This is a genomic window from Edaphobacter aggregans DSM 19364, assembly GCF_000745965.1.
GTDB lineage: Bacteria > Acidobacteriota > Terriglobia > Terriglobales > Acidobacteriaceae > Edaphobacter > Edaphobacter aggregans.
The window spans coordinates 581,896-604,551 of the sequence record NZ_JQKI01000001.1 but is presented as its reverse complement, the minus strand read 5'-3'; the positions used below and the strand labels follow the sequence as shown (position 1 = coordinate 604,551).

At 62.3% G+C, this 22,656-nt stretch carries 25 protein-coding genes; 18 read left to right on the top strand and 7 right to left on the bottom strand.

Annotated features, from left to right (window positions below):
* Nucleotides 1-491: 491 nt before the first annotated feature.
* The gene (locus Q363_RS02730; RefSeq protein WP_245631996.1) at nucleotides 492-1,961 is read right to left on the bottom strand and encodes a TolC family protein; all 1,470 of its coding nucleotides are present in this window, start codon (nucleotides 1,959-1,961) and stop codon (nucleotides 492-494) included.
* Between the two features lie 162 nt (nucleotides 1,962-2,123).
* Between Q363_RS02730 and Q363_RS02725 the strand changes: the two genes are divergently transcribed.
* On the top strand, nucleotides 2,124-2,798 hold the full coding sequence (locus Q363_RS02725; protein ID WP_035347584.1) for a DsbA family protein: 675 nt from the start codon (nucleotides 2,124-2,126) through the stop codon (nucleotides 2,796-2,798).
* A 183-nt stretch (nucleotides 2,799-2,981) separates the two neighbouring features.
* Here the strand turns inward: Q363_RS02725 and Q363_RS02720 are convergent, their stop codons facing one another.
* Nucleotides 2,982-3,377 carry a (R)-mandelonitrile lyase gene (locus tag Q363_RS02720; protein WP_035347582.1) on the bottom strand — a complete coding sequence of 132 codons (396 nt, stop codon included), beginning with the start codon at nucleotides 3,375-3,377 and terminating at the stop codon, nucleotides 2,982-2,984.
* A gap of 825 nt (nucleotides 3,378-4,202) precedes the next feature.
* Complete coding sequence (locus Q363_RS02715; RefSeq protein ID WP_035347581.1) at nucleotides 4,203-5,387, bottom strand: pyridoxal-phosphate-dependent aminotransferase family protein; 1,185 nt, start codon at nucleotides 5,385-5,387, stop codon at nucleotides 4,203-4,205.
* Between the two features lie 75 nt (nucleotides 5,388-5,462).
* Here Q363_RS02715 and Q363_RS02710 point away from each other — a divergent pair, with 75 nt between their 5' ends.
* From Q363_RS02710 to Q363_RS02700, 4 genes are all read left to right on the top strand, one after another.
* Nucleotides 5,463-5,936 carry a GatB/YqeY domain-containing protein gene (locus Q363_RS02710; RefSeq protein WP_035347580.1) on the top strand — a complete coding sequence of 158 codons (474 nt, stop codon included), beginning with the start codon at nucleotides 5,463-5,465 and terminating at the stop codon, nucleotides 5,934-5,936.
* Nucleotides 5,937-6,089: 153 nt separating this feature from the next.
* The gene (locus Q363_RS43645; RefSeq protein ID WP_245631995.1) at nucleotides 6,090-6,299 is read left to right on the top strand and encodes a glycoside hydrolase family protein; all 210 of its coding nucleotides are present in this window, start codon (nucleotides 6,090-6,092) and stop codon (nucleotides 6,297-6,299) included.
* Complete coding sequence (locus Q363_RS02705; protein WP_245631994.1) at nucleotides 6,296-6,589, top strand: lysozyme; 294 nt, start codon at nucleotides 6,296-6,298, stop codon at nucleotides 6,587-6,589. Before Q363_RS43645 ends, Q363_RS02705 begins: the two co-directional genes overlap by 4 nt.
* 26 nt (nucleotides 6,590-6,615) lie before the next feature.
* Nucleotides 6,616-6,981: a VOC family protein gene (locus Q363_RS02700; protein ID WP_035347577.1), complete on the top strand. Its 366-nt coding sequence runs from the start codon at nucleotides 6,616-6,618 to the stop codon at nucleotides 6,979-6,981.
* 12 nt (nucleotides 6,982-6,993) lie between these two features.
* On the opposite strand, the gene Q363_RS02695 is transcribed toward Q363_RS02700, so the two are convergent.
* The 4 genes from Q363_RS02695 to Q363_RS02685 form a co-directional block, all read right to left on the bottom strand.
* Nucleotides 6,994-8,721: a TonB-dependent receptor plug domain-containing protein gene (locus Q363_RS02695; RefSeq protein WP_245631993.1), complete on the bottom strand. Its 1,728-nt coding sequence runs from the start codon at nucleotides 8,719-8,721 to the stop codon at nucleotides 6,994-6,996.
* 216 nt (nucleotides 8,722-8,937) lie between these two features.
* Nucleotides 8,938-9,570, bottom strand: coding sequence for a ribonuclease HI family protein (locus Q363_RS02690; protein WP_035347797.1), 633 nt, complete (start codon nucleotides 9,568-9,570; stop codon nucleotides 8,938-8,940).
* Between the two features lie 62 nt (nucleotides 9,571-9,632).
* Nucleotides 9,633-9,878: a type II toxin-antitoxin system RelE/ParE family toxin gene (locus Q363_RS37730; RefSeq protein ID WP_211256108.1), complete on the bottom strand. Its 246-nt coding sequence runs from the start codon at nucleotides 9,876-9,878 to the stop codon at nucleotides 9,633-9,635.
* A 60-nt stretch (nucleotides 9,879-9,938) separates the two neighbouring features.
* Nucleotides 9,939-10,232, bottom strand: a complete 294-nt coding sequence (locus tag Q363_RS02685) for a type II toxin-antitoxin system RelB/DinJ family antitoxin (RefSeq protein ID WP_035347575.1) — start codon at nucleotides 10,230-10,232, stop codon at nucleotides 9,939-9,941.
* Between the two features lie 178 nt (nucleotides 10,233-10,410).
* Between Q363_RS02685 and Q363_RS02680 the strand changes: the two genes are divergently transcribed.
* The 13 genes from Q363_RS02680 (at nucleotide 10,411) to Q363_RS02620 (ending at nucleotide 22,600) form a co-directional block, all read left to right on the top strand.
* The gene (locus Q363_RS02680) at nucleotides 10,411-11,223 is read left to right on the top strand and encodes an RNA polymerase sigma factor (protein ID WP_035347573.1); all 813 of its coding nucleotides are present in this window, start codon (nucleotides 10,411-10,413) and stop codon (nucleotides 11,221-11,223) included.
* Nucleotides 11,224-11,330: 107 nt separating this feature from the next.
* Nucleotides 11,331-12,278, top strand: coding sequence for a HEAT repeat domain-containing protein (locus tag Q363_RS02675; RefSeq protein ID WP_245631992.1), 948 nt, complete (start codon nucleotides 11,331-11,333; stop codon nucleotides 12,276-12,278).
* 51 nt (nucleotides 12,279-12,329) lie between these two features.
* Nucleotides 12,330-13,601, top strand: a complete 1,272-nt coding sequence (locus Q363_RS02670; RefSeq protein ID WP_169746909.1) for a PDZ domain-containing protein — start codon at nucleotides 12,330-12,332, stop codon at nucleotides 13,599-13,601.
* A gap of 243 nt (nucleotides 13,602-13,844) precedes the next feature.
* Nucleotides 13,845-14,411, top strand: a complete 567-nt coding sequence (locus tag Q363_RS02665; protein WP_051978264.1) for a hypothetical protein — start codon at nucleotides 13,845-13,847, stop codon at nucleotides 14,409-14,411.
* Nucleotides 14,412-14,559: 148 nt separating this feature from the next.
* Nucleotides 14,560-15,594, top strand: a complete 1,035-nt coding sequence (locus Q363_RS02660) for a radical SAM protein (RefSeq protein WP_245631991.1) — start codon at nucleotides 14,560-14,562, stop codon at nucleotides 15,592-15,594.
* A 17-nt stretch (nucleotides 15,595-15,611) separates the two neighbouring features.
* A complete protein-coding gene (locus Q363_RS02655) occupies nucleotides 15,612-16,274 on the top strand; it encodes a class I SAM-dependent methyltransferase (RefSeq protein WP_035347565.1) in 663 nt (220 codons plus the stop codon).
* Nucleotides 16,275-16,452: 178 nt separating this feature from the next.
* Complete coding sequence (locus Q363_RS02650; RefSeq protein WP_035347563.1) at nucleotides 16,453-16,836, top strand: type II toxin-antitoxin system RelE/ParE family toxin; 384 nt, start codon at nucleotides 16,453-16,455, stop codon at nucleotides 16,834-16,836.
* A gap of 73 nt (nucleotides 16,837-16,909) precedes the next feature.
* On the top strand, nucleotides 16,910-17,242 hold the full coding sequence (locus tag Q363_RS02645; RefSeq protein WP_245631990.1) for a helix-turn-helix domain-containing protein: 333 nt from the start codon (nucleotides 16,910-16,912) through the stop codon (nucleotides 17,240-17,242).
* Nucleotides 17,243-17,289: 47 nt separating this feature from the next.
* Nucleotides 17,290-18,621 (top strand): M24 family metallopeptidase, encoded by a 1,332-nt coding sequence (locus Q363_RS02640; RefSeq protein ID WP_035347560.1) that lies wholly within the window; start codon nucleotides 17,290-17,292, stop codon nucleotides 18,619-18,621.
* A gap of 201 nt (nucleotides 18,622-18,822) precedes the next feature.
* Nucleotides 18,823-19,206 (top strand): hypothetical protein, encoded by a 384-nt coding sequence (locus Q363_RS02635; RefSeq protein WP_035347558.1) that lies wholly within the window; start codon nucleotides 18,823-18,825, stop codon nucleotides 19,204-19,206.
* Nucleotides 19,206-20,399: a glutathionylspermidine synthase family protein gene (locus Q363_RS02630; RefSeq protein WP_035347556.1), complete on the top strand. Its 1,194-nt coding sequence runs from the start codon at nucleotides 19,206-19,208 to the stop codon at nucleotides 20,397-20,399. Before Q363_RS02635 ends, Q363_RS02630 begins: the two co-directional genes overlap by 1 nt.
* Nucleotides 20,400-20,485: 86 nt before the next feature.
* Entirely contained in the window at nucleotides 20,486-22,132 is a 1,647-nt protein-coding gene (serA, locus tag Q363_RS02625) for a phosphoglycerate dehydrogenase (protein WP_035347555.1), read from the top strand.
* 171 nt (nucleotides 22,133-22,303) lie between these two features.
* Complete coding sequence (locus Q363_RS02620) at nucleotides 22,304-22,600, top strand: FmdB family zinc ribbon protein (protein ID WP_035347554.1); 297 nt, start codon at nucleotides 22,304-22,306, stop codon at nucleotides 22,598-22,600.
* Nucleotides 22,601-22,656 lie beyond the last annotated feature (56 nt).

Sequence of the window (22,656 nt, the reverse complement as noted above, 5' to 3'; positions counted from 1 at the left end):
CCCAGCAGGCAGCCCGGCATAGCTCTATCACGATGGCGGAGAACTTCCAGTAAACGCCATGGCAAACAGGACTTCTCGCGAACTGTCCCGAACTGCCTGTTCCTGGTCGGAGAAGGGATTGCTCCCGTTGGTCGGCAAACCGCACCTTATTCCCCTGAGCTCGGGATACTCATCAAAACCCGGCAAAATCCCATGTCAATACCCCCAAAACCGCCTCCAAACCCACAACCCAAACCCCCACAACCACTTACACCCAAAAAACATTCTTCCCTAAAGCGCCGATTTACCCCTCTCACTTTGTTAATCTGGAAGAGTAGACAAGAAAACGGCGATCAGCCCCATTACCACCAGAGCTAACCCTTTTCGAATCTATATTTTGACACCTAAATCCTTTGTTTCGAATATTTTGCATCGTTACTCCCCGACTAAACCATGCAAAATCAATATTTTGCGCAAAACAGGCGGGGGGAGGGGCCCTACCGCCCCAGAGCCTACCGCCCTAGATACGTCTTGTACTGAGTCTCCACCACGCCCGTGCTCCGCGCCAGCGCAAGCTTCGACTGGTTGTACTGGTACAGCGTCTCCACCAGCCGCGTCTGCGCCGCCGCCAGAGTCGCCTGCGCCTGAACCACCGGAAGGTTGTCGTCCACACCCGCCGCAAAGCGGTCCATCGTGTCCTGGAGCGCCTGCGTCGCCAGATCGACGTTGCTTCTCGCCACCTTCACCTGCTCGTTGGCCGACTCGACGTCCAGCATTGACGACCGGATCTGCTGCTCGATCGTCACCTTCAGGCTCGTGATCTGCTGCTTCAGGCCGATGATCTGCGCCGTTGCCACCTCGCGCTCGCCGCGAAGCTGCCCTTCCTGGAAGATCGGGAAACTAACCTTGCCCACTGCGGAAAACACGCCGTGATAGAGCCCCTGCGTCTCGCCCAGCACGCCGTAGTAGCCATTGAACGCCAGCGAAGGAAGCCGCTCGTACTTCACCGCCTTCAGCGTCCGGTCCGCCAGCTCCATCTGCGACTCGAGCGAGCGAAGATCCTTCCTCCGCTCGAGCGCCAGCTTCATCGCGTCCTCCAGCGGAAGCGCCGCAAACTCGGCGTAAGGAGCCGTATCCGTCAGCGTCAGCTCCTGCTCCGCAGGCAAACCGATCAGACGGTTCAGCGCAATCTTGTCCTTCGCAAGCGTGTTCTCCGCGTTGATCAGCGCCTGCTGCTGCGTCTGCAGCTGCACCCGCGCGCGCAGCACATCGAGGTTCGTCCCAACGCCAGCGTCGTGCGAGGCGACCGCCTGATTCAGCGCCACCTCATCGGCCTTCAGCAGCGCCCGAGAATTGTCGATCTCCGACGAGTCCGCAACCGCCCGCAGATACTGCGTACCAACGTTCAGAGCCACCGTTCCGCGCTGGTTCAGCATCGTCCACGAGGCCACATCGTCAGCCTTCTGCGCCGCGCGATACATGTAGTACGCAGGAAGATTGAACAGCTGCTGGTCCAGGCTGATCTGCGCCTGAGTCACATCCACCTTTACGATCGAGGGAAAGCTGCTGGTGTCGAAGCCCGGAATACTGACCGCTCCCGGCTTGAAGCCCAGCGCCGCCAGGTTGATCTGCTGCGCCGAGGTGCTCCCCTTCGCCGTCATGCTCGGCAGCAGATTGTTCTTCACCGTCAGCACCTGCCCATGCACCGAGCGCTGATTCTGCACCTGCAGCAGCATTCCCAGGTTGCGCTTCATCCCGCGCTCGATCGCATCGTCGATGCTCAGCGGCATCGCTCCCGGAGTCGCCCGCTCCACCGTCACGCCGCCCGCAAGCTGCATCACCGCCGGATTCGGCGTGGGAGCCTGCGGCAGCTCTTCAGGCTTCGGCTGCTGCGCCCGCGCGCCAACCGCCAGCGTCAGACACACCGCCGCAACCGGGCAAAACTTTACTACGTTTGTCAAAAAACGGGAGTCAAATTTCATCAGGAGTCTTGGGACCGGACAGCAACTCACTTCGTATCACCACGATTAGATTACCCACGCTACGCCAGAGTTGCGAAAATCTGGCCCCGAAAACGTTCCTCCGTCCGGCCAGCAACCTCGGTCGTCTAAAATACAAAGAACATAGCCATGCGTCCAACCACAATGAACCGACTCGTCCTGGCCGTAACCCTGCTCGCCGCAGCCTGCCTTCCCGCGGCCGCCCAGTTCTCCGCTCCGCCCAACACCGGCGCCAACTTCAAAGACACCTCTCCCCTGAAGCCGCCCGCCGGAGCCAAGATCGCCATCTTCAAGTTCGAGGACCTCGAGTGTCCCGCCTGCGCGCACGCGTATCCCATCGTGCGCGCCGCCGCCGAGCGCTACAAGATCCCCATCGTCCACCACGACTTCCCCCTCAAGATGCACATCTGGAGCCGCGATGCCGCCATCACCGCGCGCTACCTCCAGGACAAGGTCTCGCCCGCAACCGCCGATGAGTTCCGCGGAGCCGTCTTCGCCGCCCAGCAGTCCATCGCCTCCAAGGAAGACCTCGCCAACTTCACCCGCAAGTTCTTCCAGTCGCACAAGCTCAACCAGCCCTTCGTCATCGATCCGTCCGGCCTCTTCGCGGCCGAGGTCAACGCCGACTACACCCTCGGCGAGCGCATCGGCATCACCCAGACCCCAACCATCTGGGTTGTCACGCAGAAAAGCTGGGTTCAGGTCACCGACGTCAACCAGCTCTACTCGACCATCGACTCTGTGCAGTCGCAGATCGCCCAGAGCACGCCCGCACCACCCAACTCCAAGCTCAAGCACGCCCCCACGCCTCAGAAGTAGCGCTGCTCACCAAACCTCCACGGGCCTGATTGCCACTCGCAGTCAGGCCCGAAGCATTTTCGACACTCTTAATCGACTCTGACAAATCGTGAACGAGACCACCATTCGCTCAGGATGACACTTTTATCGAGAGGTGGACTTGAGTTGAGTCCGGCTATCTACGGCTGACGCGCGCCCTAAGATTCAGCATTTGTACTGTTCGTCGGTGACGTGCTCCAGCCAGTCGACGGTCTTGCCGTCGAGGCGTTCCTGGATGGCGATGTGGCTCATGGCGGTGGTTGGGGTGGCTCCGTGCCAGTGTTTTTCGTTGGGGGCGAACCAGACAACGTCACCGGGGCGGATCTCCTCGATGGCTCCGCCTTCGCGCTGGGCCCATCCGCAGCCTGAGGTGACGATGAGGGTCTGGCCGAGGGGATGGGTGTGCCAGGCGGTGCGGGCTCCGGGCTCAAAGGTGACTTGGGCGCCGCCGACGAGGGCGGGGTCGGGCGCCTGGAAGAGCGGGTCGATCCGAACGGTGCCGGTGAACCAGTCTGCCGGGCCTTTGCCTGAGGGTTGGGAGCCTGCGCGTTTGATTTCCATGGGGGGATTTTACTCGGTTGGTGTCGGTGGGCTGTATGGGACCTCAGGGCTAAAACCGCTTTTTCTCGTGCGGTCATCTTCGGCACGGCTGAAGCCGTGCCCTTAAGCAAGACGGATCGCGCTTCGCGCGATTGTCCAACTCATGCCACGATGAAGCTGTGTCATGAATCGGACACCCGGCTTACCCCATGACTTTAGGACGATTCTTTTCGGGGATGAGGGTGAGGGTACCACTCAGAAGTGCAATTGTAATCGGAGCTATCAAACGAAACACATAGATGTAATCGTCTTTGTAGAAGTACTGCCAAGGCATTCCATCAACGAAGTTCGTCCACTCGGAGAATTGAATTAGAACAGAACTAGTGACTAGGGCAATAGCAGCGGACGATCCTAATTGAGCTAAGAGGGAGCGTCGTGATCGCGTAATCCACGAAAAAAGAGCGCACAGGGTGAGGATGCCGCAGACGACAGCGTAGGAGTTTCCAAGATGGCGATCGTATACGGTAGGTGGGCCATAGGACAGGCGCAGTACTGCGGCGCAGCTCACACTGCAGAGTAAGACGCGAATGAGATAGACACAGATAACTCTCACACTTACTCCGAACAGTGGATGTGCGTTTCGCAAAGTGTCCACTTTTAGCAGTTGGGTTTGCCGGGGTTTCTGCGCGGCGGAAGGGAGGCATACCCCAGGGGCTAAGGCCCCCGATTCTTCCGCCGCTTGAGAGACCCAAGGCTAAAGCCTTGGGCTACCTAGAAGCAAAGGCAACGTCAACACCAGAAACAAAGCTGCTGCGACTTATCGTTAGTTAGCGCAACGGCCGTTCCTTACTTTGCGGTGCGCTCGGCGAAGACCTTTTGTGCGGCGATGAGGCCTTTGCCAAACTCGAAATTCGGGAGTGGGGTTTTTACTTTGGCGATGACCTGCTCGAGTGCGCCGATGATGGCGATGGTGTCGAGGTAGTCGAAGAAGCCGATGTGGGCGATGCGGAAGAGGGAGCCCTTCATGTCACCCTGGCCGTCGGTGACGATGGCGGCGAACTGTGACTTCAGCCCCTTGACCAGCGTGCCGGAGTCGGTGCCCTCGGGAGCCATGATCGCGGTTGCGGCGGCGGCCTCGTAGCCCTCGGGCGCGAAGAGTTTGAAGCCGAGCGCCTTAGCTGCGGCGCGGGTCATGGCGGCGCAGGTTTCGGCACTATCGACTAGTTTTTTGCGGCCCTCGGCGAGGTTGCCTTCGGCTTGGGCGGCGATGTAGTCGAGCGAGGCCCCTAGTGCGGCGATTAACGCGACGGGCGGGGTGTAGGCGCTCTCGCCCTTGGCGGCGTTCTTACGCTCCTTGCGAAGGTCGAAGTAGTAGCGCGGGTTGTAGGTGGACTCCATGCGGTCCCAGGCGCGGGGGCTGATAGCGATGTAGCTGAGGCCGGGGGGAATCATGACGGCCTTTTGCGAGCCGCCGATGAGGACGTCGACGCCCCAGGCGTCCATGTCGAGGTGGGTGGTGCCGAGGCCGGTGATCGCGTCGACGATGAGGAGCGCTTCGGACTTCTGGTCCTTGAGGAGCCTGGCGATGCCCTGGATGTCGTGGCGGACGCCGGTGGAGGACTCGGTGGCCTGGACGAAGACGGCGCGGGTCTCGAGCTTGAGGGCGGCCTTGATCTCATCGAGGGTGAAGGTCTGGCCGTAGGGCTTCTCGACGACGTCGACGTGGCAGCCGAAGGCCTTGGTGAGGGAGCTCCAGCGCTCGCCGAACTTGCCGGCGGTGAGGACGAGGACGCGGTCGCCGGGGGAGGTGAGGTTGGAGACGGCGGCCTCCATGGCTCCGGTGCCGCCGGAGGAGAGGACGAGGACGTCACTGGTGGTTCCGACGAAGTCCTTGAGCTGGGCGAGTACCTTGGTGAAGAGGGCGCGGAACTCGGGGGTGCGGTGGTGGATGTCGGCAGCCGCCATGGCGAACTGGGCGGCGGGAAGCAGCGGTGTTGGGCCGGGTGTGAAGAGGCGGGTTTTGCGGATCATGTGTTTATTGTAGCGACGGGGCGCTTATCGAACTGCGGGCTATGATGGAAGGTCAGATAAAGCGGAGAGCATGAGATGGCGATAGCGAAGAAGATCGACGCGGACATTATTGTGGCAATGAAGGCGAAGGACGAGCACAGGCTGACGACGCTGCGGATGGTGAAGTCGGCGCTGAAGAGCAAGGCGATCGATAAGCGCGAGGAGCTGACGGACGCGGAGGAGACGCAGGTTCTTTCGACGCTGATCAAGCAGCGGAAGGAGTCGGCGGAGAGCTTTGAGAAGGGGAACAGGCCGGAGCTGGCGGAGAAGGAGCGCGCGGAGATTGCGATGATCGAGGCGTACCTGCCACAGATGGCGAGCGCGGAGCAGGTTCGCGCGGTGGTGCTGCGGGCGATCGATCAGCTTGCGCAGAATGCGGGAGGCGTGAGGCCGGGGCCGAAGGATATGGGCGCGGCGATGAAGGTGGCGCAGCAGTGGATTCTGGCCGACGGGCTGCGCGCCGAGGGGAAGATGGTGAGCGAGGTCGTGAAGGCGGAGCTGGCGAAGTAGGCTGCGCACAAAAACCTGTCAAGAGGGCAGGTGTGGATCGTCGCCCGGAAGAGACTCATTCTAAGGCGGATATTGGAATTGCCAAAGTTGCCGATTAAAAAGTTGCCGATTAATTTGGTTCGGGTTGATATTCTGAATCTGTAGAAGAAAATTTTGACGGTAACGAGATGGGAGAGTGCCTGTGGGCGGCTCTCCCATTTTGCTTTTGGGGGAGAGATGGCGGAGCGGAGTTTGGGCGAGGCGGGGCTGGAGCTGACGAAGCAGTTTGAGGGGTGCAGGCTGGAGGCGTACCAGGACTCGGTGGGTGTGTGGACGATTGGACGATTGGATACGGGCATACGGGCGGTGTTGAAGAGGGGATGACGATCACGGAAGCGCAGGCTTTGATGCTGTTGACGGCGGATGTGGCCTGGGCGGTGACGTGTGTAAACAAGTCGGTGACGGCGGAGATCAATCAGAACCAGTTCGACGCGATGGTGGACTTCTGTTTCAACCTGGGTTGCGCGGTGTTTGGGCAGTCGATGCTGCTACGGATGCTGAATGCGGGCGACTATGATGGTGCGGCGAAGCAGTTTGTGCGCTGGAACAAGGCGGACGGAAGGGTGCTGGCGGGGCTGACCAGGCGGAGGCGGAGCTGTTCTGCAGGCCGGTGACGTAAGACCGCGACGGGAGGAGAAGTATGGCTGAGCCTGTGAATGGGAAGATCTGTTACATCGAGATTCCGGCGACGGACCCGGCGCGGTCGGCGGAGTTTTATAGCCGGGTGTTTGGATGGACGATACGGCAGCGGGGCGACGGCGCGACGGCGTTCGACGACACGACGGGGCAGGTGAGCGGGGCGTGGGTGACGGGCAGGCCTCCGCAGTCGCCGGGGCTGGTGGTCTATGTGATGGTGGAGGACGCGGAGGCTGTGGTGAAGAAGATCGAAGCGGCAGGAGGGGAGATCGTGCAGCCGATCGGAGGCGATCCGGGGGAGATTACGGCTCGGTTTCGCGATCCGGGCGGGAATGTGATGGCGATCTATCAGGAGCCTCCGCAGAGATAGAGAAGAGATACATCAGCGCGCGGAGGACCAGCTTAGCTCGACTCCGACGATGATGGTGCGGCCCTGGAGTGGGACTCCGGGGATCTCCTGGTAGGCGGTGTTGGTGAGGTTGAGGGCGCGAACGTAGGGGCGGATGTGACCGGTCGAGCGCGCGATGGAGACGTCCCAGAGCGGGTAGGGGGATTGGGTGGTCTTCTGGATGACGGCGAGCTGGGTGCGGGCGGCGATCTGGTGGAACTGCGTGCTCCAGGCGATGAGGGCGGACTGGGCGGCGTAGTTGAAGGCGTACTCGGAGATGAGCCCCGGGGGCGGGGTGGTGGCCTGCACGGCGGTGTAGCCGAGTTGAAGCTGCTGGGTGTGGGGGAGGCGGAGGCGGAGGTCGGCCTCGGCTCCGTTGTAGGCGAAGTTGGCGACGTTGGTGGCCTGCCAGGGTTTCGAGAGCGAGTACTTGGAGTAGTCGATGCCGTTTTTTTGCTGCAGGTGGAATCCGGTGGCGGTGAGGGTGAGGGGCGCACGTGATGGGGTCCAGTCGAAGCCGCCTTCGTAGCTCCACGAGGACTCGGGTTTGAGCGCGGGGTTTCCGATGGTGGTGGGGTCGGAGTAGTAGAGGTCGAGGTAGGTAGGCTGGCGATAGCCGTGGCCGATGGAGGCTCGTGCGCGAAGGGTGCTGGTGAGGGCGTAGGCGGCGGCGATGGAGGGGGAGAAGACGGCGTCTCCGCCACTGAAGACCTGTTCGCGTGCGCCTATCGAGAGGGAGAGGCGCTTGAGCGAGCGCAGCGAGAGGTTGGCATAGCCTGCGCCTTGATTGCGCGCGTGAATGCCGAGGTTCGAGCTGTGGATGCTGTCGCCGTTGGCCTCGAGGCCGTACGAGAGGGTGGTGTTTGCGCCGAGCGAGTTGGCGCGGCGCAGGGCGGACTGCCAGGCGGTGGTGACGTGGTTGTTGTGGTAGTAGTTGGGGCGGTCGAGGAGGAGGACGAAGAGGTCGGTGTGTTTGCGGTAGGCGAAACTCGCTGAGGTTTGCTGGCCTAGCTGCTGCTGGAGCGCGGCGAACCAGCCCTTGGTGCGCTCCCAGGAGTTGTAGGGGCCGTAGAACTGGTTGGCTCCGTAGGGCCGGTCGCTGGCGGCCAACAGAATGTCGGTAGTACCGAGGGGCAGGAGGCTGAGCCAGGTCTCGGAGGCGAGGGCGTTGCTCGAGTAGTTGCGGTCGGGCATGAAGCCGTCGGAGGTGTCGCGGGAGGCGGTGAGCTGTTCGGCGACGGGCTGGATGACAAAGTCGGCACGGAGGTGGTTTTCGAGTGAGCCGTAGTTTCCGGCGCCGGATTTGAAGATGAGGGAGAGGCGCGGGGAGGTTGTGCGTTGCGTGATGAGGTTGACGGCGCCGCCGATGGCGTCGGAGCCGTAGAACGTGGAGCCGGAGCCGTGGAGGACCTCGACGCGGGAGAGGGCGTCGAGGGGGACGGGGATGTCGAGGTTGAGGTGGCCGGTCTCGGGATCGTTGATGCGGAGGCCGTTGAGGAGGATGAGGGACTGCTCAAAGGTGGTGCCGCGGATGGAGAGGTCGGCCTGGACACCGGAGGGGGCGCGGGACTGGAGGTTGAGGGAGGTGTCCTGGCGGAGATAGTCGGTGAGGTTGTTCTGGAGGAGGGGCTGGTCGCGAGTGTCGAGGGTGACGACGGCGCGGTTGGACTCGGAGAGAGGGATGGGCGGAATGGTGGTGGTGACGGTGACGGTCTCTTGCACGGGGTGGGGCTGTTGCGCTGGGGAGAGACGGGGGCTGAGTGCCAGGAGGAGGGTTAGGACTGAGGCGAAGACGGGTGAATGATCTCGCGGGGAGCTTGTAGGCGCTTCGAGCGAGATACAGGGGTTTCTCCACTGCGCGACGGACGATGAAACTGTCCGTCGCGTCGGTCGAAATGACGTGTGGTGGGGAAGGCCGATCTTCATGAGACTTGCGGCTTACTCGGGGATGATCTTGACGAAGATACCGTCGGGCAGGGTGGCACCGCCGAGGATGTGGACGACGCCGTCACGGGTGAAGCCGCGAAGCATGGTGCTGGAGGGCTTGGGGCGGGCGTCGAGGTCGGGCGGGGCGGAGGATTTGGTGGGGTAGGGGGTGGCTTTGAGCGGGGCGGGGGCTGGCTGCCCGGGCGTATGAGGGCGTTTCATGCCGCGGTCCATGGCCTGGTTGGCCAAGCGGTCGGCGTCCTTGTTTTTGTGGCGGAGGGCGTGGGAGATCTCGAAGGCTTCGAGGCAGGCGATACGGTTTTTGGCCTCCTGCCAGAGGGGCTTGAGGTCGGGGGAGTTGACGCGGTACTTGCCCTGGATCTGCTTGACCATGAGCTCGGAGTCGGAGACGACGCGGAGGCGGAGGTGGTTGTGGGCGAGGGCATACTCGAGGACGGCGAGGAGGCCGGAGTACTCGGCGTAGTTGTTGGTGCGGATCCCGAGGAACTCGCTCAACTCGGCGAGGGGCTCGCCGGAGGGGCCGGTGAGGACGGCGCCGTAGCCGGAGGGGCCGGGGTTGCCACGTGCTCCTCCGTCGCAGTGGGCGGTGACCCAGCCGGGGTCTTTCGCGGAGGCTCTGGGCAAGGAAGTGTCGGCGAAGAGGCTAGGGGAGGTGGAGCGGGGGGACATGATGGTGATTATAGGGATTAGGGATTAGGTTTGTTTCTTCGGTCGCCGGGCCATAGCCGGGCGTCGTGCAGGATGCGGAGGATCTGCACGGTACCGCGTGTGATGCGATAGGCGACGATGTACGGCGTGCGGCGAATGACCAACTCGCGTGTGCCTTCGACGCGGCCCGGACGGCCTATTTCGGGGAACCTTACCAGTTCTTTGATCTGGTTGCGGATGCGGTCGTCTGAGGTGATGGCGGCCTGCGGACTCTCTGTTTCCAGCTAGTCGAAGATAGCTTCGCGATCAAGCTGCGCCAGGAACGACCACTCGATTCTCGCCAACTAACGCGCCTTGCGCAGTGCGGCTGCACGGCGGCCGGCGAAGTGGGTTTCGACTTTTTCCTGAGGAATTGCTGGACGCTTGTCTTCGAGCGCCTCCTGTACCTTGGCGCGGAACCAGGCGTCATGGGCGGCGTCGCTGGCCAGGGCGAAGGGAAGAGCGCCTTCGTTTGCGGTGCGGGTGAGCAGGATGCGAACGGCCTCGGAGACGGTGATACCCAGTTCTTCGAGTACGGCTGCTGCGCGCTCCTTCACGTCAGGATCGATGCGTGTCTGTACCAGTGCGTTCGCAGGCATGGGAAACTCCTTCTGCATATTGTAATGCAGATGAAATACAGGATGAGTCGCTGGCATCTGAGCGTGTTTCACACGGATTTGACACTTTTGGGGCATGCGGGAGACACGCTGCTTACCTTCCGGGGTGGGGTGGGTCTATCTGGTTGTAAGAGTTGTTCTGGGCTCCGGAGTCAGAACTATGGATGCTGAAGCACTTGGGATGATCCACGGCGGGGAGTTGGTCACAGGGCCCCTTACTCCGCGCGGGCGGCGACCCAGCCCTTTTTCGCTGGGATTGCGTGACGGAGCGTCAGTTGGATCGCAGATGGGGGCGGTAGAATCGTTGCCAGCGATGGCGAAGGCAGCGACCCAACCCGGCTCCAGAGGCGGCAAGCTGACGCAGGCCCAGCTTGAGGCTCGCGCGCAGCAGCGCATCGAGGACGATGAGCTGATCCGTGAGGCCCAGAAGGGCAATCGCGGGGCGTTCGATTCGCTGGTGCGGCGATACGACCAGAGCGTGCTGCGGCTGGCGCTGCACATGCTGGGCAACGAGCAGGACGCCCAGGACGTGCACCAGGAAGCGTTCATCAAGGCCTATCGCCACCTGGGCAACTTCCGGTTCGAGTGCAGCTTTTATACGTGGCTGTACCGCATTGTGACGAACCTGTGCCTGGACCAGCTGCGGAGGCGCAAGAGCCGCAGGGAAGATCCGGCGACGGTGGTTGACGCAAGCGGGGATGAGATGGACCTGCTGGCAAACATCTCCGACGAACGGGCGATGTCGAACCCGGCGCGGGAGCTGGAGCGGAAGAGGATGGCCGAGCGGATTCACGAGGCGCTCGACAAGCTGACGCCGCGGGAGCGGATGGTCTTTGAGCTGAAGCACTACCAGGGGCTGAAACTGAGAACGATCGGCGAGATGTTGAACACGACGGAAGAGACGGCGAAGAACACGCTGTTCCGGGCCACGAGGAAGCTGCGGGCCAACCTGACGGAGCTGCGGGGAAGTTAGAAGCGGGGAAGTCAGAGAGAAGAGAATCGACGACGGGCAGACGGTACAGACCCGAGCGAAGAGCAGGACATTTGAGGCTGGTTGAGGTAGCAGAAATGAAGTGTGAGATGGCTAGAGACAATGTGATCCTGGCGTACTACGGCGAGCTGCCGGACGAACTGGCAGGGCCGTTGGAACAGCACCTGATGACCTGTGAGGAATGCCAGGAGGAGCTCAGGTCGATTCAGGCCTTGGAGCTCCCCCTGGCGGCCTTTCCGGTCGTCGAGCCTTCGCCCAATCTACTGGCGCAGTCGAGGATGCAGCTCGACGAGGCGCTGGACGCCATACCGCCACATGGATTCCTGACGCAGGTGAGGACGAACTTCTTCGCGTGGATGAGTCATGTGCGGACAGCGCCGGCGCTGGCGACGCTGCTGGTGGGCGTCGGATTTATCGGCGGGAATTTTCTGAATCGCTACCAGGTGGCGCACGAGCCGCGGCCGAAGTTGGGCCCAACGTACACCAATTCGACGGAGAGCGTGATTGCGAACGTGACCGGAATTGAGCGCACGCCGAACTCGGAGCTGGTGCAGGTTCACTACAACAAGATCGTTCCCGAGACCAAGGAAGGCTCGCTGGACTCGCCGGAGATCCGTGACCTGCTGATGAAGGGAGCCCTGGCGCCGGCGCAGGGGATTCGCGCCCAGTCGGTGAGCATGTTGGCGAACGAGTGCAAGGCGGGGCATGAGTGCGCGGCGAGCGAGGACGGCAAGGGAGTGCGCGGGGCGCTGATGGTCTCGCTGCGCTACGACAAGGACTCGGGCGTGCGTTTGAACGCGCTGGAGGGCCTGGAGCCTTACGTGAGCGAGGACCTGAGGGTTCGCGACGCTGTGCTGGAGTCGCTGGCTCACGACCCCGACGCGAATGTGCGGAGGGCGGCGGTCGATCTGCTGACTCCGGTGCAGCACGATTCGAGCGTGCGGCAGGTTCTGCGTCAGGTCTCGACGCAGGACGATAACCCCTATATCCGCACCGTGAGCTACAACGCTCTGCAGGGCTCGGACTCGATCCAGTAGCGCTTTGAGGCTCGTTTTCGCACGCAAGCAGAGATTCCTATGAGGTCGGCGATGATGCACCACGAATCGACGGAGTGCAGGAGAAGGCACGGCAGATCGTTTGGCGTAGTGGTTCTCGCGGCGGCGGTGGTCTTTCCGGTGGGCACAAGACTGTATGCGCAGTCCGGCGCAGTATGGAGCGGCACGCCCGCGTTGCTGGGCGGGGGGATGAGCAGCCGCAGCACGCAGGGATACCTGGGGGTGAATCTGCGGGACGTGAGCGGGGACCAGGTGGCTGCGCTGAAGCTGAAAGAGGCACGGGGCGCAGAGATTGTGGGCGTGGACCACGATGGCCCGGCGTGCAAGGCAGGCCTCAAGGTGCATGACGTGATCCTGCAGATGAACGGCCAGATGATTGAGAGTGAGGAGCAGCTGCGGCGGATGCTGCGCGAGACTCCTGCAGGCCGGCAGGTGAGCTTTGTGGTGAGCCGCGACGGCCAGCAGCGGACGGTCTCGGCGCAGATGGCCAACCGCGAAGAGGTGGAGCGGCAGGCGTGGGAGAAGCACTATACGGTGCCTGAGCCTGAGAGCTCGTCGGCCTTTACTCCGCGCGGCGGCAACTCGTTCTTCAAGTTGCCGCCTTCGGCAGCTGCCACGGGCGCGGTGAAGGGAACGCGCAGCCTGCTGGGAACGACGATGCTGGTCAGCTCGTCGTACACGGGAGCGAAGCTTGAGGTGATGGGGCCACAGCTGGCGGAGTTCTTTGGAGCGCAGGGAAGCGCGGGGCTGCTGGTTCGCCATGTCGATCCGAACACGCCGGCGGCGCATGCCGGAATGAAAGCGGGCGATGTCGTGGTGAAGGTGAACTCGATGCCGGTAACGAGCGGCACCGAGTGGACGAAGACGATCCACGAGAACCGCGGCAAGGAAGTGACGGTGGTGGTGCTGCGCGACCGCAAGGAGCAGACCCTGACGATGACTCCGGACTCGAAGAAGCGTTCGAGCGTGGAGCCGGGGATGGACCTGGAGGAGTTCTTCGGGGACTCGGACCAGGCCCAGCAGACGCGCGCGACGCTGGCGGAGCTGCAGCCGATGTTCGATGCCATGGCAGCGCGGATGCGGCAGCGGCTGGAAGAGGTTCGCATGACTCCGGAGATGGAGCAGATGATTGCGAAGCTGGATGCGTGGTCGTCGAACCCGGAGTTCCAGCACGAGATGGAGATGGCGCGACGCCAGGTGCAGGCTGCGGCTGACGCAGCGCGACTGCGGATGGACTCGCCGGAGTTTCGTCAGAAGATGGAAGAGCTGCGGTGCCAGATGCGGGACATGATGCGTCTGAACTAGCCCGCATTGCAGCTGAACTAGCCTGCGTAAACATTCTGCAAAAACTATCCTGTCCGCGCTTGACAGCTAGCAGCACTGCGGAGCAATCTGGCTTCGCATCAGGAGATCGCCTGCACGTGGACGCGTTGCTGTTGCGTCGTGTGCGCGGCGATCCCTTTTGTTCGGCCCCATCTGGTTCCAAATAACAATCTGCGTATACATAAACAGTTTCCGGGCCCCTTTTATTCCGAAAAGGAGACGTCCATGAGGCATCTTGCAGGTAAGGTCCTGACACTGGCAGGACTGGCTGTTCTTCTCGCTGGCATTCAACACAAGGCGCAGGCGAACGACGATTGGTTTCTTGGCAGCGATCAAAGCCGCATCGCGATCGGGTTCAAGATTGCGCCGGTGCCGCTGCATCTGGGGCACAGAGACCCGAGGCTCGTGGGCCTGGGCAGCTACCTGGTGAACGCGATGGGCGGCTGCAACGACTGCCACACGAACCCCTCGTACGCCGAGGGCGGCGATCCCTTCAAGGGTCAGAAGAAGGTGGTCAATGCGAAGAATTATCTCGCGGGAGGGCAGGCGTTTGGTCCGTTCATCTCGCGCAACCTGACTCCGGAGGGGCCGAAGGGACTTCCCGCGGGTCTGACCTTTGGGGAGTTCAAAAAGGTCATCCGCACGGGAGTCGACCCCGAGCAGCTTCATCCGCAGATCAGCCCGCTGCTGCAGGTGATGCCGTGGCCAACGTATCAGGACATGAGCGACAACGACCTGAGGGCGATCTACGAGTATCTGAGTTCGATTCCGCCTGCGACGCCCGGGTCCTGAGGCTGGGGCGCTGCAGGGTTGACAAAATGACGGATAGAGAGTGCCTCCGGAGGCGCGAGGGCATGGTGTGTGCATGGTCCGATCGCCGGGTTCGATATACTGAAACCTGACTATGTCCTCTGTTTCCATTGCAATTCCCAGGCGCCGGATGAGCGCACGGCGGCGCTGGAAGGCGGCTGTGCGCAAGGTGCGCGAACTGGCCTCGATCGGCCGCGCGCTGGTTTCTACCGGGCATCCGTACATGGCGCAGATTGTTCCCATGCGGCGGTGCAATCTGTCGTGCACGTACTGCAACGAGTATGACGACTTCTCGGACCCGGTGCCGCTGGACGAGATGCTGCGCCGCATCGACCATCTGGGAAGGCTCGGGACGAGCGTGATTACGATCTCGGGTGGCGAGCCGCTGCTGCATCCTGAGCTTGATCAGATCATCGCGAGGATTCGCAGGACAGGCGCGATTGCCGGCATGATCACGAACGGCTACCTGCTGATGCCAGACCGCATTCAGCGGCTGAACAGGGCGGGGCTGGATCACATGCAGATCTCGATCGACAACGTGATGCCGGACGCCGTGTCGAAGAAGAGCCTGAAGGTTCTGGACAAGAAGCTGCAGATGCTGGCCGAGCACGCGGAGTTTCACGTGAACATCAACTCGGTGGTGGGCGGAGGCATCGCGAACCCGGATGATGCTCGCGTGGTGAGCGAGCGTGCGCTGGGGCTGGGCTTCAGCTCGACGATCGGGATCATCCACGACGGCGGCGGACAGCTGAAGCCGCTGGGCGACGCCGAGCGCGTGGTGTGGGACAAGGTTCGCAACATGACGCGGCGCAGCTACTCGCGCTTCAACCACTTTCAGGAAGCGATTGCGAACGGCGAGACGAACGACTGGCGCTGCCGAGCGGGTGGGCGGTATCTGTACGTCTGCGAGAACGGACTGGTGCACTACTGCAGCCAGCAGCGCGGATATCCCGCGGTTCCGCTGGCCGAGTACACGACCGCCGATGTGAAGCGCGAGTTTGTTACCGAGAAGGGCTGCGCTCCGGGCTGTACGATCAGCTGCGTGCACCAGGTGAGCTACATCGATCACTGGCGCGCGCCGCAGAGTGACTCGGTGACTCCGGGCGGTTCGCACAAAGCAGGCGAGCCCAAGACCCGCGAGCAGGAGCTGGTGCAGATCCAGTAGGGCGTTGTGGAGGCGTGATGAGCGCTCGTCGTTTCTTGGCCGCAGTGCTGGTGTCGGTGGCTTTGAGCAGCTATGCGGTGTCGCAGGCCGCTCCGGCGCAGACGCAGCAACGCCAGGCGAGCAAGCCTTACACGGGCGACCTCTCGATCTTCGAGCATCCGGACCGCGACAAGAAGCTTCAGATCGACCGCGTGATGGACCTGCTGGGAATCACGGCGGGAAAGAACGTCGGCGATATCGGCGCGGGCTCGGGCTGGTTTACGGTGCGGGCTTCGAAGCGCGTGGGAGCGACGGGCGCGGTGCTGGCCGAGGACATCAATCCGCTGGCGATCGAGTACATCGGCAAGCGCGTGGTGAAGGAGAACCTGACCAATGTGCGCACGGTGCTGGGCCAGCCGGACGATCCGATGCTGCCCGCGGGCAGCGTGAATGCGGTACTGCTGCTGAAGGTCTACCACGAGATCGCGCATCCGGTGGAGTTCATGAAGAAGCTGAAGCCTGCGCTGCGCGAGGGCGCACGAGTCGGCATCATCGACAAGAACGGCAATGGCGCGAACCACGGCGTGAATCATGAGGTCGTCGAGAGGGAGATGGGCGAGGCGGGCTTTCGGCTGTCGGCGACGTACGACTTTACGAAGGCGGATGGTCAGGATTACTTCATGATCTTTGTCGTGAAGTAGGTCCGATTGACTACACAGGAACGCCCTGTCTGCATTTTTATAATTATACTTTTTACAGTATATACCCTTTGAGGTATAACAAAGGGAGTTTCGTTAGACCACGAAGCGAGGGCTTTTGTAGACCACAGAAGGAAGGAGCCTGCAATGAAGACCGAGAGATTCGTTTCAACGGAGCTTGATGAAGTTCAAAGTAGAGCTGGCCGACGAGTTTGTGCCGGAGCTGGAGTCGTTGTCTCCCGAGGTCCAGGACGAAGCGGCGGCCATGATTCGTCTTCTGCAGGAATTCGGGCCACAGCTTGGCAGGCCACGAGCTGATACGCTAAAGGGCTCCAAGCATGCAAATATGAAGGAGTTGCGATTTGACGCTGATGGCGGCGTCTGGCGTATCGCTTTCGCATTCGATCCGATCCGCAGTGCCATTCTCCTTGTCGCCGGAGACAAATCGGGTGGCAGCCAGAAGAGGTTCTACCGCGAGCTGATCCGCAAGGCAGATCAGAGGTTTGACGCACACCTGAAGCGCGTCAGTAAGGTTCGAGAGAAACATGCCAAAAAACGCAAATGAGTTCATTGGCGCTTTACCCGCCGCGCGACGCCGAAAGATCGAACGTCGTGCCCAGCAGCTGATTCGTGAAGAGATGACTTTGCAGGAGCTTCGACGAGCTCGAAAAAAGACGCAGGCAGAGCTGGCCAATAGTCTTGGGATTGCACAGAAGCAGATCTCAAAACTTGAAGAGCGCACGGACATGCACATCTCTACGTTGCGAAGAACGGTTGAGGCAATGGGCGGCCGGCTGACTCTCGTGGCTGAATTTCCAGATCGTCAGCCTGTGTCGCTTTCCGGCATTACGACTCAAGATGTGGTTGCACAGCCGTCGTTTCTGTCCAAGCCATCACACCGCAAGGGCGTGTCGAGAGGCGCTGCAGGTCATCCAAAATCTGGCGGAACAAAGACGAGACTTCGTGCGTGACTGAAGGTGACTGCGTTCCACCAAAGCCCGGTCTTATCCTGAGAGTTATGTCTACAAGATTTTTGTCGTCCGTGATGTTGTCGGCGGTGCTGCTTGCACCGCGAGTTGGCCACGCGGAGCAGCCGGTGAAGCTTCCGAGCTGGTCGCAGCAGATTGCGCTTCGCGAGGGGTGGCTCGCGAAGCGGCACGAGATGATTCTGCCGATGATGCGGCGGCACAACATCGACATGTGGGTGGTGGTGAACGAGGAGTTTCACAACGATCCGCTGACGGAGTACATCGCTCCGCCGCGGCCGTATACGGGCAACCGCGACATCTTTGTGTTTATCGATACAGGAACGGCGCTGCGTAAGGTTGCGATCACGGGGTATGCGGAAGAGAACGTGAACCGGTTCTTCGACGAAGAGGACGACCCGAAGCCGGCGGACCAGCAGCTTGCGGCGCTGTATCAGCAGTATCATCCGAAGCGGATCGGACTCTCGATTGACGCGAAGCGCGGCGTCCAACGCTCGCTGACGCGGGACAGCTATCAGTTCCTGGCGAAGAGCATGGGCGGCGATGCGGAGAGCCACTTTGTGAGCGCGGCAGACCTGATCGAGGAGTACTCGGACACGCGGTTGCCGGAGGAGTTTGAGACGTACAGGATGCTGGTTGCGATGACCGATCAGATCACGCGACGGGCGTTCTCGAACGAGGTGATTCATCCGGGGAAGACGACGGTCGGCGATGTGCGGCGGTGGCTGTATGACGCGATGGGGAACGCGGGCGTGACAACGTGGTTCCAGCAGGACATTCGCGTGCAGCGCAAGGGATCGACGAATGGGATGTCGCGCGGGTTTCTGGGTGTTGCGCCGGAGAGCACGGTGATTGAGCCGGGCGACCTCCTGCATGTGGACTTCGGGATTACGGCGATGGGCTTCAGCACGGACTGGCAGAAGATGGCGTATGTTCTGCGGCCGGGCGAGAAGGATGTCCCTGCGGGGTTGAAGCAGGCGCTCAAGAATACGAATGCGCTGCAAGAGGAACTGATGACGGACTCGCGGCCGGGGAAGCTGGCGGGCGAGGTCTACAACGAGATTATGGCGGCGATGACGAAGCGCGGCATCGAGGCGAAGGTGTACAGCCATCCGATCGGCTTTCAGGGGCACGGGTTGGGCGCGGCGCTGGATTATCGCGCGGCGCTGCAGGGCGCGAGCGAGGGAAAGCGGCTGAGGAAGGGATCGTATCTATCGATCGAGCTGAATACGACGACTGCGGTTCCGGAGTGGGGCGGGCAGAAGGTCTTCGTGATGGAGGAGGATGATGCTTATCTCACAGAGGAAGGCTTCAGGACGTTTCTTCCGCGGCAGACGAGCTTTTATCTGATCAGGCCTTCCTGAAAACGTTCAAAAAGCCAGCAGGCCCGGCCAAAGGCTGGGCCTCTCTGTTTCGGAACAGGGCGCAAAACAGAAGTACCCACCTAACTCTATTCTTCCGAAGACTTTGCACAAAAAGTAGGGGAGGGGCCACCCGCCGGAGCCGTCACAAAACTCTCGGAGAAATCACGGCGAGACCCTAAAATAGGTTCGCTGTCCCGACAGATGAAACGCTCCGCAAAAGTCACTGCGCCACTGCTCGCCTCCGTCGCCCTCGCCATCACCACCGGCTGCCGCAAGCCGGAGATGCAGCGCTGCGTCGACGAGAACAACAAAGTAGTCGACGACAAACTCTGCGCCAACCAGCCCCAGGCGGGAGGCCAGACCCAGAACCTCAACGGCCCCGGCTACGTCCCCTACATCCCCCTCTACCACTACTACTACGGTGGCTGGGGAGGCTACGGTCTTGGCACTCTCGCCGGCGGAGGCAGCACGACCCCGGCAGAGGGCCACAGTTACATCAACTCAAGCGGAGTCCGCACCGGAACCGTCCGCGGAGGCTTCGGACGCTCGATGTCCTCCGGCGGCTCCAGCGGAGCAGGAGAATAATGCAGCGCCTCCCCATCACCCCACGCGACGACTGGCAGGACAAAGTCTCCTCCCAGGGACTCACCTTCCACTCCCCCCAGCCCGAGGACTCCGACGCTCCCAAACCCGATCGCCCCTACTGGGACGAGACCGCCTGCTACGAGTTCACCGCCCGCGAGATCGAAACCCTCGAGGCCGCCGGCAACACCCTCCAGCAGATGTGCCTCGAGGCCGCCCAGCACATCATCGACAAGAAACGCTACGCCGAGCTAGCCATCCCTCCCGCCGCCATCCCCGCCATCGAGTGGGCCTGGAACGCCGAGCCGCCCGCCATCTACGGCCGCTTCGACATCGCCTACGACGGCCAAGGCCCACCGAAGCTCCTCGAGTACAACGCCGACACTCCCACCTCGCTGCTCGAGGCCGCCGTCATCCAGTGGTCCTGGCTCGAAGAACAGTTTCCCAACGACGACCAGTTCAACTCGATCCACGAAAAGCTGATCGCCAAGTGGCAGGATGTCGCCCCTTACCTCTCGAAGCCCATCTACTTCGCCGGCCTCGACAACGCCGAAGACCAGCTCACTCTCGCCTACCTCCGCGACACCGCCGACCAGGCCGGCCTCCCCACCCTCTCCATCTGGATGGAAGAGATCGGCTGGAACGCCGATCGCCAGGCCTTCGTCGACCCCGACGAGAACCAGATCTTCTCCCTCTTCAAGCTCTACCCTTGGGAGATGATGCTCACCGAGGAGTTCGGCCCCGCCGCGCTCGACACCTACCAATCCATGCGCTGGATCGAGCCCATCTGGAAGATGCTCCTCTCTAACAAGGGCCTGCTCCCCATCCTCTGGGACCTCAACCCCAATCACGATCTCCTCCTCGAGGCCCACTTCGAGGGCGCCTCCAGCTCACCGCGCAGCTACATCCGTAAGCCGCTCCTCTCCCGCGAGGGAGCCAACATCACCGTCGTCCGCGACGGCCAGACCGTCGCCTCCAGCGGCGGCCCCTACACCGGCCCCGCCATCCTCCAGGCCCTCGCCCCCACGAGCAGCTTCCCCGACAACCGCATCGACAAGCGCATCCCGGGCGCCCCCCGCCACCCCGTCCTCGGCCTCTGGATGGTCGACCAGGAGTGCTGCGGCCTGGGAATCCGTGAGTCCGGCGACCTGATCACCGATAATCTCAGCTCCTTCGTCCCACACTACTTCCGCTGATGCGCCGGGAAGCTTCGACAGCCGCCGCCCGCTAGCCATCGAGCCTTTGCTTGCCACATCCCTGCTCCCGCTAGAATAGAAGGCACATGAAGATCGTTCTCGCTGAAAAAGTCTCCCCTGCCACCCTCGCCGTCTTCCAGCAGGAGCCCGGCTGGAAGATCGTCACGCCGGATCAGATCAAGAACGGCCTCGCCGCCGAGCTGGCTGACGCCGACGCGCTCGTCGTCCGCTCCGCCGTCCAGGCCGACGCCCAACTGCTCGAGTCCGCGCCGAAGCTCCGCATCATCGGCCGCGCCGGCGTAGGCGTCGACAACATCGACACCGACGCCGCCACGCGCCGCGGCATCGTCGTCATGAACACCCCCGGAGCCAACGCCATCGCTGTCGCCGAGCTCACTGTGGGCCTCATGATCTCGCTCGCCCGCGCCATCCCCCGCGCCAACTCGACTATGCACGCGGCCAAGTGGGAGAAGAAGACGCTGCAGGGACAGGAGCTTCGCGGCAAGACGCTCGGCATCGTCGGCCTCGGACGCATCGGCCTTGAGGTCGCTCGCCGCGCACGCAGCTTCGGCATGGAGCTGATCGGCTACGATCCCTTCATCGCGCCCGTGGTTGCGCGCGAGAATAACGTCACCCTCGTCCCCATCGACGAGATCTTCCGCCGCTCCGACTACCTGTCGCTGCATGTGGGTCTGACGCCTCAGACCGAGGGCCTCATCAACGCCACCTCGCTCGCCGTCATGAAGAAGGGCGTCCGCATCATCAACTGCGCCCGCGGCGAGCTCATCGTCGAGCAGGCGCTCGCAGACGCACTCAAAAGCGGCCACGTCGGCGGCGCTGCCCTTGACGTCTTCCACCAGGAGCCGCTCAAGGAATCGCCCTTCTTCGAGCTCGACAACGTCATCCTCTCGCCACACATCGCCGGCTCCACCGACGAGGCCCAGGAGGCCATCGGCATCCAGCTCGCCCGCCAGGTGCGCGACTACCTCAAGCTCGGCGTCGTGCAGAACGCCGTCAACCTGCCCTCGCTCACCCACGAGGAGTACACCGAGATCTCGCCCTACATCGAGATGGCCGAGCGGCTCGGTCGCTTCCTCTCGCACGCCACGCCGGGCAACCTCGAAAACATCCAGATCAGCTACACCGGCCGCCTTGCCACCGGCAAGACCGACCTCGTTCGCAACGCCGCGCTTGCCGGCATCTTCGCCGGCTCTGAGGGCAACGGCGAGACGCGCAGCACCGCCAATCGCATCAACGCCGCCGCCATCGCGGAGGAGCGCGGCATCCGCGTTCAGGAGGACAAGAAGGAGTTCACGACCGGCGGCGCAGGCTCCGTGCTCAAGCTCGTCCTACACTCGTCTGAAGGCGATGCTTCCGCCTCGGCCACCGTGCTGCATGGCAACTCGCCGCGCCTGCTGACCTACGACGGCATCGACATCGAGGCTCCGCTTACCGGAACGCTGGTCGCCATCCGCAATCACGACGTCCCCGGCGTCATCGGCCGCATCGGCACCATCCTGGGCGACAACGCGGTCAACATCGCCAACTTCGCCCTCGGCCGCGCGCACGATCCCGCACGCGAAGCCAAGTCGCAGCGCGTACCGCAGGGACAGGCGCTCGCTGTCGTGCAGATCGACGTGCCTAACGCCGCGGTCGCCAACGCCGCCGTCGCCGCGCTGCGCAAGGTCGAGGCCATCGCCAGCGTCCGCCTCGTCGAACTGGGAAAGCTGTAAGGCCTATACTCTGAAAGCCTTGCGCTCACTGCGGACGCAGGGCTTCTTGCATCCGGCCCAGCCTTTCTCGAATCCAGGCTTTTGAGAATCGAAGCCTTTTACAATTGAATCAGGGAAGGCCGCGCGGGCCGCCGCCGCCCATGAAATCTATCGACCAGGAACCACCCGCCTATGCCGCTCTACGAATACGAATGCACCGAATGCCACGAACGCACCGAGAAAATCCAGAAGTTCTCCGACCCTGAGATCACCGTCTGTCCCCACTGCAGCGGACATCTCGAGCGCGTCCTCTCGGCTCCGGCAGTCACCTTCAAGGGAGGCGGCTGGTACGCCGACGGCTACGGCAACCCAAAGCCAAAGTCCAGCGACAGCAAATCTTCCTCATCGACCAGCGCCTCAAACACTCCCGCAACGCCCGCCGCCTCCACTCCCGCCCCCGCAGCGGCCTCTTCCTCTTCCGACAAGTAAGCCTTACAAATGAAAACGTCACGATGCAAGAGCTCTCCCGCTCACGCATCGTGACG

Bases quoted from the DNA above. Each gene is read 5' to 3' on its own strand.
- Q363_RS02730 (WP_245631996.1), bottom strand. From the start codon at position 1,961: ATGAAATTTGACTCCCGTTTTTTGACAAACGTAGTAAAGTTTTGCCCG.
- Q363_RS02725 (WP_035347584.1), top strand. From the start codon at position 2,124: ATGAACCGACTCGTCCTGGCCGTAACCCTGCTCGCCGCAGCCTGCCTT.
- Q363_RS02720 (WP_035347582.1), bottom strand. From the start codon at position 3,377: ATGGAAATCAAACGCGCAGGCTCCCAACCCTCAGGCAAAGGCCCGGCA.
- Q363_RS02715 (WP_035347581.1), bottom strand. From the start codon at position 5,387: ATGATCCGCAAAACCCGCCTCTTCACACCCGGCCCAACACCGCTGCTT.
- Q363_RS02710 (WP_035347580.1), top strand. From the start codon at position 5,463: ATGGCGATAGCGAAGAAGATCGACGCGGACATTATTGTGGCAATGAAG.
- Q363_RS02705 (WP_245631994.1), top strand. From the start codon at position 6,296: ATGACGATCACGGAAGCGCAGGCTTTGATGCTGTTGACGGCGGATGTG.
- Q363_RS02700 (WP_035347577.1), top strand. From the start codon at position 6,616: ATGGCTGAGCCTGTGAATGGGAAGATCTGTTACATCGAGATTCCGGCG.
- Q363_RS02685 (WP_035347575.1), bottom strand. From the start codon at position 10,232: ATGCCTGCGAACGCACTGGTACAGACACGCATCGATCCTGACGTGAAG.
- Q363_RS02680 (WP_035347573.1), top strand. From the start codon at position 10,411: ATGGATGCTGAAGCACTTGGGATGATCCACGGCGGGGAGTTGGTCACA.
- Q363_RS02675 (WP_245631992.1), top strand. From the start codon at position 11,331: ATGGCTAGAGACAATGTGATCCTGGCGTACTACGGCGAGCTGCCGGAC.
- Q363_RS02670 (WP_169746909.1), top strand. From the start codon at position 12,330: ATGATGCACCACGAATCGACGGAGTGCAGGAGAAGGCACGGCAGATCG.
- Q363_RS02665 (WP_051978264.1), top strand. From the start codon at position 13,845: ATGAGGCATCTTGCAGGTAAGGTCCTGACACTGGCAGGACTGGCTGTT.
- Q363_RS02660 (WP_245631991.1), top strand. From the start codon at position 14,560: ATGAGCGCACGGCGGCGCTGGAAGGCGGCTGTGCGCAAGGTGCGCGAA.
- Q363_RS02655 (WP_035347565.1), top strand. From the start codon at position 15,612: ATGAGCGCTCGTCGTTTCTTGGCCGCAGTGCTGGTGTCGGTGGCTTTG.
- Q363_RS02650 (WP_035347563.1), top strand. From the start codon at position 16,453: ATGAAGTTCAAAGTAGAGCTGGCCGACGAGTTTGTGCCGGAGCTGGAG.
- Q363_RS02645 (WP_245631990.1), top strand. From the start codon at position 16,910: ATGACTTTGCAGGAGCTTCGACGAGCTCGAAAAAAGACGCAGGCAGAG.
- Q363_RS02640 (WP_035347560.1), top strand. From the start codon at position 17,290: ATGTCTACAAGATTTTTGTCGTCCGTGATGTTGTCGGCGGTGCTGCTT.
- Q363_RS02635 (WP_035347558.1), top strand. From the start codon at position 18,823: ATGAAACGCTCCGCAAAAGTCACTGCGCCACTGCTCGCCTCCGTCGCC.
- Q363_RS02630 (WP_035347556.1), top strand. From the start codon at position 19,206: ATGCAGCGCCTCCCCATCACCCCACGCGACGACTGGCAGGACAAAGTC.
- serA (WP_035347555.1), top strand. From the start codon at position 20,486: ATGAAGATCGTTCTCGCTGAAAAAGTCTCCCCTGCCACCCTCGCCGTC.
- Q363_RS02620 (WP_035347554.1), top strand. From the start codon at position 22,304: ATGCCGCTCTACGAATACGAATGCACCGAATGCCACGAACGCACCGAG.